The 12099-nt window shown below is 68.5% G+C and carries 11 protein-coding genes and 1 tRNA gene; 7 read left to right on the forward strand and 5 right to left on the reverse strand.

Going from position 1 to position 12099, the window contains the following annotated elements; genetic code table 11:
• Nucleotides 1-7: 7 nt before the first annotated feature.
• Nucleotides 8-1063: an AI-2E family transporter gene (locus C5B90_RS07695; protein ID WP_115880351.1), complete on the reverse strand. Its 1056-nt coding sequence runs from the start codon at nucleotides 1061-1063 to the stop codon at nucleotides 8-10.
• Between the two features lie 129 nt (nucleotides 1064-1192).
• Between C5B90_RS07695 and C5B90_RS07700 the strand changes: the two genes are divergently transcribed.
• The 3 genes from C5B90_RS07700 (at nucleotide 1193) to C5B90_RS07710 (ending at nucleotide 5288) form a co-directional block, all read left to right on the forward strand.
• Nucleotides 1193-2332, forward strand: a complete 1140-nt coding sequence (locus C5B90_RS07700) for a thiamine ABC transporter substrate binding subunit (protein WP_115880353.1) — start codon at nucleotides 1193-1195, stop codon at nucleotides 2330-2332.
• Between the two features lie 9 nt (nucleotides 2333-2341).
• Nucleotides 2342-4057 (forward strand): iron ABC transporter permease, encoded by a 1716-nt coding sequence (locus tag C5B90_RS07705; RefSeq protein ID WP_115880355.1) that lies wholly within the window; start codon nucleotides 2342-2344, stop codon nucleotides 4055-4057.
• Between the two features lie 94 nt (nucleotides 4058-4151).
• A complete protein-coding gene (locus C5B90_RS07710) occupies nucleotides 4152-5288 on the forward strand; it encodes an ABC transporter ATP-binding protein (protein WP_115880357.1) in 1137 nt (378 codons plus the stop codon).
• Between the two features lie 28 nt (nucleotides 5289-5316).
• Here C5B90_RS07710 and C5B90_RS07715 read toward each other — a convergent pair whose 3' ends face one another.
• Complete coding sequence (locus C5B90_RS07715) at nucleotides 5317-5997, reverse strand: class I SAM-dependent methyltransferase (protein ID WP_115880359.1); 681 nt, start codon at nucleotides 5995-5997, stop codon at nucleotides 5317-5319.
• Nucleotides 5998-6122: 125 nt separating this feature from the next.
• Here C5B90_RS07715 and C5B90_RS07720 point away from each other — a divergent pair, with 125 nt between their 5' ends.
• On the forward strand, nucleotides 6123-6581 hold the full coding sequence (locus C5B90_RS07720; RefSeq protein WP_058568804.1) for a DUF2391 family protein: 459 nt from the start codon (nucleotides 6123-6125) through the stop codon (nucleotides 6579-6581).
• Nucleotides 6582-6676: 95 nt separating this feature from the next.
• Nucleotides 6677-7255 (forward strand): ATPase involved in flagella biogenesis, encoded by a 579-nt coding sequence (locus C5B90_RS07725; protein WP_050458408.1) that lies wholly within the window; start codon nucleotides 6677-6679, stop codon nucleotides 7253-7255.
• A gap of 31 nt (nucleotides 7256-7286) precedes the next feature.
• Here the strand turns inward: C5B90_RS07725 and C5B90_RS07730 are convergent, their stop codons facing one another.
• On the reverse strand, nucleotides 7287-8141 hold the full coding sequence (locus C5B90_RS07730) for a hypothetical protein (RefSeq protein WP_115880361.1): 855 nt from the start codon (nucleotides 8139-8141) through the stop codon (nucleotides 7287-7289).
• Nucleotides 8142-8394: 253 nt separating this feature from the next.
• Entirely contained in the window at nucleotides 8395-8640 is a 246-nt protein-coding gene (locus C5B90_RS07735; RefSeq protein WP_004968753.1) for a ferredoxin, read from the reverse strand.
• A gap of 160 nt (nucleotides 8641-8800) precedes the next feature.
• Here C5B90_RS07735 and C5B90_RS07740 point away from each other — a divergent pair, with 160 nt between their 5' ends.
• The gene (locus C5B90_RS07740) at nucleotides 8801-11272 is read left to right on the forward strand and encodes an ATP-dependent DNA helicase (protein ID WP_115880363.1); all 2472 of its coding nucleotides are present in this window, start codon (nucleotides 8801-8803) and stop codon (nucleotides 11270-11272) included.
• Nucleotides 11269-11763: a KEOPS complex subunit Cgi121 gene (cgi121, locus tag C5B90_RS07745; RefSeq protein ID WP_115880365.1), complete on the forward strand. Its 495-nt coding sequence runs from the start codon at nucleotides 11269-11271 to the stop codon at nucleotides 11761-11763. Before C5B90_RS07740 ends, cgi121 begins: the two co-directional genes overlap by 4 nt.
• A 161-nt stretch (nucleotides 11764-11924) precedes the next feature.
• Here cgi121 and C5B90_RS07750 read toward each other — a convergent pair.
• Nucleotides 11925-11997 (reverse strand) — tRNA-Gln (locus C5B90_RS07750).
• Nucleotides 11998-12099 lie beyond the last annotated feature (102 nt).

The raw sequence follows: 12099 nt of genomic DNA on the forward strand, positions 1-12099 counted from the left end.
GGCGAGACTACGGAGAATGCGACTCGGCCGCGTCGTCGCCGGTGCCGTCACCGTCCGCAGTCTTGCCGACCTCGCCGTCATCGACGCGTAACTCCGCGCCGAGCAGGTCGACCGACTCCGCGAGGAGGGCGACGACGAGCGGGCCGGCGATGATGCCGACCGGGCCGAGGCTGAGCAGGCCGCCGACGAAGCCGACGAAGTAGAGGCTCCCCGGCAGGTCGGCGGTCTCCTTGGCGAGTCGCGGGCGAATCAGGATGTCCGGGAGCCACGCGACCGCGAACCCGCCGACCGTGACGACGAGCGCAGCGGCGACGAGGTCGCCGACCGCGACGTGGTAGACGGCCATCGCCGCGAGCAGGACGCTCGGCCCGACGATGGGGATGAACTGGAGGACGGCCGCAACCGTGGCGAGCGTGACGACGTAGTCGTAGCCGAGCGCCCAGAAGACGACGAGGCCGATGGCGAACGTGCCGACGGCGGTCGCCGCCTGCAGGACGTAGATGGCGAACAGCGTCTCGCGGGCCCGCGTGTCGAGCGAGGTGGCGGCCTCCCGGTAGTCGGCGGGGACCAGCGCGAGGAGCGTCCGCCCGACGGCGTCGCCGCTGAGGAGCAGCGAGAACACGAGGAAGCCGAACAGCGTGAGTTTGATGAGGACCACGGGCGCGGCGGTTGCGGCGGCGCGGCCGAGCGACTGGAGCAGGTTGAGGCCGACAGCAACCACGTCGTCGAGCGTCACCGTCTCGACCATTCCGAGGAACTCGACGGTCACCACGTCGGGCAGGAGTGCCGCGAGTTCGAGGATGTCGCTCAGTCGGAGGAAGACGATGACGACGAGCGGCGCGAGCACGACGCCGACGCCGACCGCCGCGACGACGGTGGCGGCGAGGCTGGCGACCCATCGGGAAGCCCCGCGCGCTTCGAGGCGTCGCCTGAGGGGAACGAGCAGATAAGCGACAGTGATGGCGAAAAACACCGTCGCCAACACGTCCACAAGTATGACCGCCGCGAGCAGCGCGAACAGGGCGAGCACACCGCCGAGGACGTACGGACGAGAAGTAGTCACCTCCGGAGTTACTCCCGCCGAGGATAAAGTCGTTCTCCCGATACGGACCTCGAATCCGACGGATTCGGCCGTTTATCCGCTCCGAGAACATCACTCCCGTTAAGTACCACAGAGTGCAACAACCGAGTAATGAGACGACGCACTTTCCTGAAGGCCGCCGGTGCGGGGGGCGTCTCCGCGCTCCTCGCCGGCTGTACCGGGACCGGCGGCGAGCAGACGACGACCGAGGCTTCGGGTGACACGACCGAGACGGCCACGACGACGACCGAGGGGACGACCGCGGGCGGCGAGTCGCCGACGCTCACCGTCGGCACCTACGGCTCGTTCGTCGACGCGCCGAGTTCGAGCCCCGGCCCGTGGCTGAAAGAGACGTTCGAGTCCGAGTTCGACGCGACGCTGGAGTGGCAGACGCCCGATTCGGGCGTGAACTACTACATCGAGCGCGCCCTCCAGGGTGTCGAGTCCGGCGCGGACCTCTACGTCGGCCTCGACGCGCAGATGCTCGTCCGCATCGACCAGAACCTCGACGAGGCGCTGTTTTCGCCCGCCGAGGGGCTGTCCCGACTCGGCGACGTGAACGAGCAACTGAACTTCGACCCGCAGGGTCGCGCGGTCCCCTACGACACGGGCTACATCTCGCTCGTCTACGACGAGACCTACGGCGACGGCGACTTCGTCGCCCCCGAGACGTTCGACGGCCTACTGGAGTCCGAGTACGCGGGCGCGCTCCTCGCGCAGAACCCCACGTCGTCGGCGACGGGACAGGCGTTCTTGCTCCACACCATCGACGCCAAGGGCGAAGACGGCTACCTCGACTACTGGGCGAGCCTGAAGGAAAACGACGTCCGCGTCCTCGGCAACTGGGAAGACTCCTACAACGCCTACTCGAACGGGGAAGCCCCGATGGTCGTCTCGTACTCGACCGACCAGGTGTTCGCCGCCGAATCCGGCGAGGACATGGCGAAACACCAGATTCGCTTCCTGAACGACCAGGGCTACGCCAACCCCGAGGGGATGGCGCCCTTCGCCGACGCGTCGAGCCCCGACCTCGCGGCCGAGTTCATGGACTTCATGCTCCGGCCCGAGGTGCAGGCCGAAATCGCCGTCCGCAACGTCCAGTTCCCGGCGACGACCACCGCGGAACTCCCCGAGGACTTCGCGCAGTACGCACAGGAGCCGCCGGAAGCCGTCACGTTCTCCTACGACCGGCTTCAGAACAACCTGAGTGACTGGACCGACGCGTGGGCCCGCGAGTTCGCCAGCAAGTGAGGTGAGTCGGTGAGCCGCGTGTCGGTTCGCCGGGTCGCCCGCGCCCTCGAACAGCGACTGCTCACCCTCGTCGCGGCGCTCACCGCCGTCGTCCTCCTCGTCCTGTTTTACTACCCCGTCGCCACCGTCTTCGCCGACGCCGTCCTCGCCGACGGCCGGCTCACCATCGAACCAATCACGGCGGTGCTGACGAGCGAGTTCTACCTCGTCGACATCATCTGGTTCACCGCGAAACAGGCGTTCTACTCGACGCTCGCCAGCCTCGCGCTCGGCCTCCCCGCCGCGTGGCTGTTCTCGCGCTTCGAGTTCCGCGGCCGCGAGACGCTCCGCTCGCTCACCATCCTCCCGTTCGTCATGCCCTCCATCATGGTCGCCATCGGCTTCGTGGCGACGTTCGGCCGCAACGGGACGCTGAACCGCGCGCTCTCCGCCCTCGGCCTCCCGCCGGTCGAGCTGCTGTTCACGCTCGAAGCCATCATCGTCGCCCACGCGTTCTACAACGCCCCGCTCGTCGCCCGCGTCGTCACCGCCGCGTGGGAGAGCGTGGACGCCCGAACCGTCGAGACCGCCCGCTCGCTCGGCGCGAACCCGCGGCGGGCCTTCCGCGACGTGGTCCTCCCACAGCTCCTGCCCTCTATCGGCGTCGGCGCGACCCTGACGTTCATCTTCACCTTCGCGTCGTTCCCCATCGTCCTCGCGCTCGGCGGCTTCCAACTGGCGACCATCGAGGTGTTCGTCTACTCGCGGGTGCGAGACCTCGCGTACGCCGAGGCCGCCAGTCTCGCGGTCATCGAGACGGTCATCTCCATCACGCTGACCGCCGTCTACCTCCGGTACGAGGCGAGCCAGCGGTCGGCCGGCGGCGCGGCGAATCCGCTTCCTCGCCGGTCTGTGCTCCCCGCCAGCTGGACGCCGAAATCGACGCTCCGGACGGTCGGCATCGCCGGCTACACCCTCGTCGTCGGACTGGTGTTCGTCGTCCCCATCGCCAGCATGATTCTGGCGAGCGTCACCGGCGGCGACGGCGGCTTCACCCTCGCCAACTACGCCTTCCTCGCCGAGCGGCAGGCGACCGGCGCGAGCTTTCAGGTCAAGCCCCTCCCGGCCATCCTGAACTCGCTGGCCTTCGCCGCGGGGACGCTCGTCGTGGCCGTCCCGATGGGCGTGACGATGGCCGTCCTCACGACCCGACGATACCGCGGGCGCGGGCTCATCGACGTGCTCTCGATGGCTCCCTTCGCCGTCTCGGGCATCGTCGTCGGCCTCGGCCTGCTCCGCGGACTGGTGTTCGGCGTCGACGTGCTAGGGACGCGAATCCGCGTCACCGGCGCGCTCGCCATCGTCGCGGCCCACGCCGTCGGCGCGTACCCCTTCGTCACCCGGAACGTCGCGCCGCTTTTCGCCCGACTGGACGGTCGGCTCGTAGAGTCCGCGCGGTCGCTCGGCGCGACCAGAACCCGCGCGCTCGTGGACATCGAACTCCCGCTCGTCTGGACCGGCGTCGTCGCGGGCGCGGCGTTCGCCGTCGCCATCAGCATCGGCGAGTTCGATTCGACCATCATCCTCGCGGAGGGGGCGGGAAGCTACACGATGCCCGTCGCAGTCGAGCGATTCCTCGGCAGACGGCTCGGCCCCGCGACGGCCATGGGCTGTCTCCTCCTTCTCGTCACGTCCGCCAGTTTCCTCGTCGTGGACCGCTTCGGCGGCCGGTGGGGCGAGCTATGAGGGAGCGAAGCGAGCGAACCGAGGGCGAGCCGCGGGAAGTGAGAATTATGACCGTCCGCCGGCGAGGTGAGCACGTGACTTCGGAGGCGAACCCGTGAGACTCGAACTCGACGCGGTGTCCAAGCGCTACGGCTCGGCGACGGCGCTCGATTCCGTCTCGCTGTCGGTCGACGACGGCGAGTTCTTCACGCTCGTCGGCCCCTCTGGCTGCGGCAAGACGACCACGCTCCGCTGTATCGCCGGCTTCGAGTCCCCGACCGAGGGGACCGTCCGCTTCGACGGCGAGTCGATGGCCGGCGTCGCGCCCGAGTCGCGGGGCGTCGGCGTCGTGTTCCAGAACTACGCGCTGTTCCCGCATCTCAGCGTCGGCGAGAACGTCGCCTACGGCCTCCGCTTTACCGACCCGCCGGGCGGCGGCTCCCGCGACGGGCGCGTCGCGGAACTGCTGGACCTCGTCGACCTCTCGGGGTTCGAAGACCGCGACCCCGACTCGCTTTCGGGCGGGCAGCAACAGCGAGTCGCGCTCGCCCGCGCCCTCGCACCCGGCCCGGACCTGCTGCTCCTCGACGAGCCGATGTCGGCGCTGGACGCCCGACTCAGGGACCGACTCCGCCGGCAGGTAAAACGCATCCAGTCGGAGCTCGGCGTGACGACCGTCTACGTCACCCACGACCAGTCGGAGGCGCTCGCGGTCTCAGACCGGGTGGCCGTCCTCAACCGCGGCCGCGTCGAGCAGGTCGGCCGACCCCGCGAACTCTACCACCGCCCGCGGACGCGGTTCGTCGCGGAGTTCCTCGGCGAGAACAACGTCCTCGACGCAGTCGTCGAGTCTCGACCAGAAACGGGGGGGATTCGCGTCGGTGTCGGCGACGCGGTGTTCACGCTGGCCGAGGGGCGACGCGTCCTCGGGCGGGCGGGGGAGGTCTCCGGCGAACGTGCTGAAACCGATGAGAAAGCCGGGGACCGACCCGCACGTCCTGCGCCCGGCGACGATCTCACCTTCTGCGTCCGGCCCGAACAGCTCCGGGTTGGCGCGGGGACGAACCAGATTCTCGGGACCGTCGTCGACACCGAGTTTCAGGGGGCGACGACGCGGGTCAGACTCGACTGGGGCGGGACGGAACTCGTCGTGGCGGTCGAAGACGGCGGCGAGAAGTCGGACGCGGCGTTCGAGGTCGGGACGACGCTGGAAGTCGGGTTCGCCCCGGCGTCGGCCCACATCGTCGAGTAGGCCGAGACGGTCGTTTTTCCGCGCCGCGTCAGGGCGCGACGCCGACGGTCAGAAGCGTGCCGAACGTCCGGTAGCGCTCGACCATCTCCTCGCGGGTCTCCCAGTCGTCGGTCGGGAACTCCGAGGCCGCCGGGATGTCGATGTCGAGGTCGGCGATGGAGTCCTGTTCGGCGACGTGGAGGCCGGCGTCGCGGAACGCCTCGCGGTACTCCGCGTGGGACCAGCGGGTCATGTCGATGGAGATGAGGTCCTGCCACTCGTGGGAGTGGACGTTCTCCTCGTAATAATTGACCGCGCAGTAGAACGTGCCGCCCGGCTTGAGGATACGGGCGATTTCTTCGAGGGTGTGGTGCGGGTCGGCGGCGTAGTAGAACGCCTCCATCGACCAGACGTGGTCGACGCTGTCGTCCTCGAACGGGAGGTCGTCGAAGTCGCCGACGAGAAACGAGAGGTCGTCGGTGTCGGTGTACTCGCGGGCGTTCTGGACCATCTCGGGCGAGCCGTCGAGGCCGAAGCCGCGGCCGATGCCCTTCGTGTCGCGGAGCGCGCGCAGGGCGTAGCCGCTTCCGGTTCCGAGGTCGACGACTGTGTCGCCTTCCTCAACGGGCATCCGTGCGAGCGCGTGCTTCGCGGTGTGCCAGTGTCGGTCCTCCATGCCCTTGTCGCGGCCGTCGGCCGCCCAGGCGTCGAACTCGTCGCGGACGCTCATACCGGAGCCTCGCGCGCCGGGGTGAAAATGCGTTCGGACCGGGGGCGCGGAGACGGCGAATCCGGTGACGACTCGGTCGCGTCCCCCGTCGCGCCTTTTAATTGCCGCCGTCACGACGACGGGGTATGGTCGGAGTCCGCCGCCGGTTCGCGCTCGCCGACACCGCCCAGCAGGTCGTCGGCGGGTTCCTCCTCGCGGGACCGTTCGTCGTCACCGAGGAGGTGTGGGTGCTCGCGCGGAGCATGTCGTTCGCGCAGGCGCTGCTCACGCTCTTTATTGTGCTCGCGGTCGGCTACGGCGCGCTCTACAAGGCCGACGACCGCGACCCCGACAGAGAGCGCGAGGTCGGCGGGATTCCCGTCCGGTTCATCTCGCTCATCTCCGTCTCGTACCTCTCCGTGTTCATCCTCGCGCTCGCGTTCGACGCGCCGGGGACGTTCCTCTCGGACGTGTCGGGAGAGGTCCTCGTCACCGTGCTGGGGTACGAACTCGACCTCGCGGTGCTCCGCATCACGCTCAAGGCGACGAGCGTCGGCGCGGTGTTCAGCGTCATCGGCGCGGCCACGGCCGACTCGCTGTTCTGACCCAGATTCGTCTGGTGTGAACACACGCCACGATTCGAGGACGCCGCCGCCCGAGCGGCATGAAGGATTAAGTCGGCAGGGTAACTGCTTGGGGTATGGATTACGAGCTCGCCATCGAAGACGCGCCCGAGACGATTCCGGGCGGCACAGGTATCTTGCTCCTTCATCCGAGCATCGGCGAGACCGACCGCATCGACACCGACTTCTTCAAGGTCGACACCGACCGCTTCCTCGTCATCTCGACGCGGACGACCGCGCGCGAAGTCGAGCAGAAACTGGAACACTACGAGGTCGACGAGTCCAGCGCCACCATCCTCGACACGCTCTCTATCGAGCGGGGCTACTCCCGGCGCAGTTCGGACAACATCTACTACGTCGCGGCCCCCGACGACCTCGACGCCATCGTCGAGAAGACCCGGCAGTTCCTCGAACGCCACGACGGAAAGCTCCGGCTCAGCGTCGATTCCGTCACGGAGATGGCGTACTACGCCGACGAGGACCGCGCCTTCGAAGCGACGAAGCAGATTCTCGAACTCCTCGACGAGTTCGACGCGGTGGGACTGTTCCACCTCTCGAAGGAAGTCCACGACCAGGAGACGCTCGACCGCTTCCGCGAACTGTTCGACGGCGTCGTCGACCTCGAAGAGGACGGCACCGTCACGACCGAGTTCTGAAGCGGCACGCGACGCGCTCGGACGCGACCGGCTACGCCGAGTCGGCGTTGGCGTCGGCCGAATCATCGGTGGCCGCGCCGTCGCCCGGTTCCGCGTCGTCGTCCGCTGCGAGTTGCGCGAACGTCTTTTCGGCCCACTTGACCGCGTAGCTCGGCCCGTGGTCGCGGTACGCCGCGGTGTCCAGCGCCGAAAACGGCGCGGGGAGGTCCCGGCCGTGTTTGACGGCCGAACACGCGAACTCGGTCGCCTCGGCGAACGAGAGTCTGCCGAGCGCGACGAGCCGCGGGAGGTTCGACAGGCGGTCGTCGAGTCGGCCGCCGGCGTCGACCCAGGCGTCGTGGAGGCGCTCGTGGTCGCCCTCCCACGACGCGAACGCCTCGCGGGTGTGGAGACCGACCCAGCCCTCGTAGAGGGCGGCGGCGACCTGATACGTCTCGCTCGGGCCGAGGGGTGTCGCGGCCGCGAGGTCGCGGTAGCGCTCGCCGAAGAAGGGCAGAAAGTGCTCCGGAATCTCGTCGTTCCCGGCCTGCACGAACGCCTCGGCGATGAGGAAGTCAAGGAAGTCGTCGGGCGTCCCCTTCGCGCGGTACTTCACCAGCACGACCGGCGGGTCGGTCTGTCGGGACCACGTCACGGTGCCGTCGCCGGGCATTCCGATGGTGAAATCGGACGACGCGTAGCGCCGAAGCTGTTGGGGCGCGTCGTCTGGTAGCCACTCCGTGGGGTACGCCGCCGGGGAGAGCGACTCGACCACCAGCCCGAGATTCTCCGCGGCCTCGGGGGGGATGGTGTCGAAGTCGCCGGCCACGTCCAAGACGAGCGCGCCGGAGGCGTACTCGTCGCGGACCGATTCGAGGTCCGACGGCAGGGTGCGCGTCTCGAACATCCGCTCAGGCGATGCTCATCCCGACGAACACGACGGCCAGCAGGGCCGACACGCCGACGGTACCGAGCACGATTTTCGTCGCTTGGCTCATAGTGGCACGATTAGGGGCCCGCCGCTTAACCTTTACACTCTATCGTTGGTCGAATCTCCAGTCGAAACGGAGGGGTTCGAGGACGCGCCCCACGGTCGATGGTCACACGGTCCGGTCGCGCCGGAAAAGCGGGAGAAATCGGTGGCGTCGTCGGCGTCGCGGTCAGGGAACGAGCTGTTCGCCGTCGTCGTCGAGGATGCGGATGGCCTCGACGGGGCAGACGCGGGCGGCGAACTTCGCGTCGAACTCGGCGTCCTCCGGAACCTCGCGGACGAAGACGCCGTCGTCGGTCTCCTCGGCGTCGACGAGGTCGGCCTTGCCGTCGTCGACGTTCTTCTCGAAGCCCTCCCACTCGTCGACACACTGGAACATGCCGATGCAGGTGTCGCGGTCGTACTCGACTTTCATGGGCAATCGTACCGCCGGGCCGTACAAAGCCCTGCCGACGCGGGGCGTGGGTCGGCGTCGCCTCGCGTCGCGGGCGTGCGACCGACGCCGCGGGCGGCGACGCACCCGCGTCCGAACCGACCCGATGGCTTAAACCGGGGGACGGTCCAAGGGAGATGCAATGCGAACTGCGGACCTGACGGGCCTGCCGACGGGGGTTCCCGAGGCCCTCCGCGACGAGGGCATCGAGGAGTTGTACCCGCCGCAGGCCGAGGCCGTCGAGGCCGGGCTGACAGACGGCGAGAGCCTCGTGGCCGCCGTCCCGACGGCGAGCGGGAAGACGCTCATCGCCGAACTGGCGATGCTGTCGAGCGTCGCGCGCGGCGGGAAGGCGCTGTACATCGTCCCGCTCCGGGCGCTCGCCTCCGAGAAGAAAGCCGAGTTCGAGCGCTGGGAGGAGTACGGCATCGACGTGGGCGTCTCGACCGGCAACTACGAGTCCGACGGCGAGTGGCTCTCCTCGCGCGACATCATCGTCGCCACCTCCGAGAAGGTCGACTCGCTCGTCCGGAACAACGCGGCGTGGATGGACCAACTCACCTGCGTCGTCGCCGACGAGGTCCACCTCGTCGACGACAGACATCGCGGGCCGACGCTTGAGGTCACGCTGGCGAAGCTCCGCCGGCTCAACCCGAACCTGCAGGTCGTCGCGCTCTCGGCGACCGTCGGCAACGCGGGCGTCGTCGCCGACTGGCTCGACGCGGAACTCGTCAAGTCCGACTGGCGACCCATCGACCTCAAGATGGGCGTCCACTACGGCAACGCCGTCTCCTTCGCCGACGGGAGCCAACGCGAGGTGCCGGTCGGCCGCGGGGAAAGACAGACGCCCGCGCTCGTCGCCGACGCGCTGGAGGGCGACGGCGAGGGCGACCAGGGCTCCTCGCTCGTCTTCGTGAACTCGCGGCGCAACGCGGAGTCCGCGGCCCGCCGCATGGCCGACGTGACGGAGCGGTACGTCACCGGCGACGAGCGGAGCGACCTCGCGGAACTCGCCGCCGAGATACGCGACGTGTCCGACACCGAGACCTCCGAGGACCTCGCCAACGCGGTCGCCAAGGGCGCGGCGTTCCACCACGCGGGACTCGCCGCAGAGCACCGAACGCTCGTGGAAGACGCCTTCCGCGACAGACTCATCAAGTGCATCTGCGCGACGCCGACGCTCGCCGCCGGCGTCAACACCCCGAGCCGCCGCGTCGTCGTCCGCGACTGGCAGCGCTACGACGGCGACTACGGCGGGATGAAACCGCTGGACGTGCTCGAAGTCCACCAGATGATGGGTCGGGCCGGCCGACCCGGCCTCGACCCCTACGGCGAGGCGGTGCTGCTCGCGAAGGACGCGGACGCCCGCGACGAACTGTTCGAGCGGTACATCTGGGCCGACGCCGAGGACGTGCGGTCGAAGCTCGCGGCCGAGCCCGCCCTGCGGACGCACCTGCTCGCCACGGTTGCTTCCGGCTTCGCCCACACCCGCGAGGGATTGCTCGAGTTCCTCGACCAGACGCTGTATGCGACCCAGACCGACGACCCCGAGCGACTCGGACAGGTGACGGACCGCGTGCTCGATTACCTCGAAGTGAACGGGTTCGTCGAGTTCGAAGGCGAGACGATTCGGGCGACACCCGTCGGCCACACCGTCTCGCGGCTCTACCTCGACCCGATGAGCGCTGCCGAAATCATCGACGGCCTCGAATGGGCCGCTGACCACCGGAACGAGAAGCTCCGGGCGCTCGCGGACGAGAGGCCCGAGAAGCCGAAACGAGACCGGAGCGAATCCGACGACCGGCCCGGCGGCTTCCAGCGGGCGAGCGAGATGGTCGCCGCAGGTGGCGAAGGAGACGACGGCGCGGACGGGGGCGAGGGAGACGACGACACCGACGAGTTCGAGACGGACCGGACGTATCCGACGCCGCTCGGCCTCTATCACCTCGTCTGCCGGACGCCGGACATGTATCAGCTCTACCTGAAGTCCGGCGACCGCGAGACGTACACCGAACTCTGCTACGAGCGCGAACCGGAGTTCCTCGGTCGCGTCCCCTCCGAGTACGAGGACGTGGCGTTCGAAGACTGGCTGTCGGCGCTGAAGACCGCGAAACTCCTCGAAGACTGGGTCGGCGAGGTGGACGAGGACCGCATCACCGAGCGCTACGGCGTCGGCCCCGGCGACATCCGCGGGAAAGTCGAGACCGCCGAATGGCTCCTCGGCGCGGCCGAGCGACTCGCCTCCGAACTCGACCTCGATTCGGTGTACGCGGTCCGCGAGGCGAAAAAGCGCGTCGAGTACGGCGTCCGCGAGGAACTGCTCGACCTCGCCGGCGTCCGCGGCGTCGGCCGAAAGCGCGCCCGTCGGCTGTTCGAGGCTGGCGTCGAGAGCCGGGCCGACCTCCGCGAGGCCGACAAGTCGCGCATTCTCGCGGCCCTCCGGGGTCGAAGGAAAACCGCGGAGAACATCCTCGAAGCCGCGGGTCGGAAGGACCCGTCGATGGACGAGGTAGACGAGGGCGACGCGCCGGACGACGCCGTCCCCGACGACGCCGGCTTCGAGACGGCCAAAGAGCGCGCCGACCAGCAGGCCAGTCTGGGTGATTTCGAATGAGACTCGTCGAAGCCGAGGCGACCGTCTCGGACCTCGATTCGTTCATCGCGGTCGTCAGCGACGTGGCCGACGAGACGGGCGCGACGGTGCAGGCGTTCGACGCCCGGTACGTCGTGGACCGCGAGCACCTCGAACAGGCGACCGAACTCGCCGACCGGGCCATCGCCCGCGGCAACGAAATCGCCCGCGACCGCGCCGTCGAAATCCTCCTCTACGCGAGCGGCCGCCGGCAGATTAACCGCGCGTTCGAAATCGGCGTCTCGGAGGGAACGCTCCCCGTCGTGATTCTCGTCGACGGCGGCGACGAGGCCGACGCCGAGGCCGCGCTGTTCGACCGACTCGACCTCGAACCCGCAGAGACCCTCGGCGACTACGACGAAGCGCTCGTCCGCGACGTGTTCGACGTGGGCGAGACGGAGTTGAAGGTCGCCGACGGCGACCTCCCCGCGCTGGTCAAAGAACGAGTGGCGCTGCTCGCGGTCGAACGCTAAGCGGTTTTTCGCGGCCCGTATCGTCCGTATTCGAGGGTTTGAGAACTCGTACTGGAAAACTCCACTCGAAACGCACCCCTTTGGTTTCTGAAACCTACCCCTTCGTTTCAACTGGAGAACAGGGGACGGCGCGGCCTCGAAGCGCGTGAGAATCGGAGAAGTAGTCCCACCAGGATTCGAACCTGGGTCGTTGCCCCCAGAAGGCAACAGGATTGGCCACTACCCCATGGGACTTCGCATCAGTTCGTACTTCGCGGGTATTTGTAAACGTTGCGTGTCGATTCCGCCGTGGGATTTCGTCGCACGGCAACGGACAGACGTGCATAAACCGCCAAC

The organism is Haloferax sp. Atlit-12N, from assembly GCF_003383095.1.
In the GTDB taxonomy this organism is placed as follows: domain Archaea; phylum Halobacteriota; class Halobacteria; order Halobacteriales; family Haloferacaceae; genus Haloferax.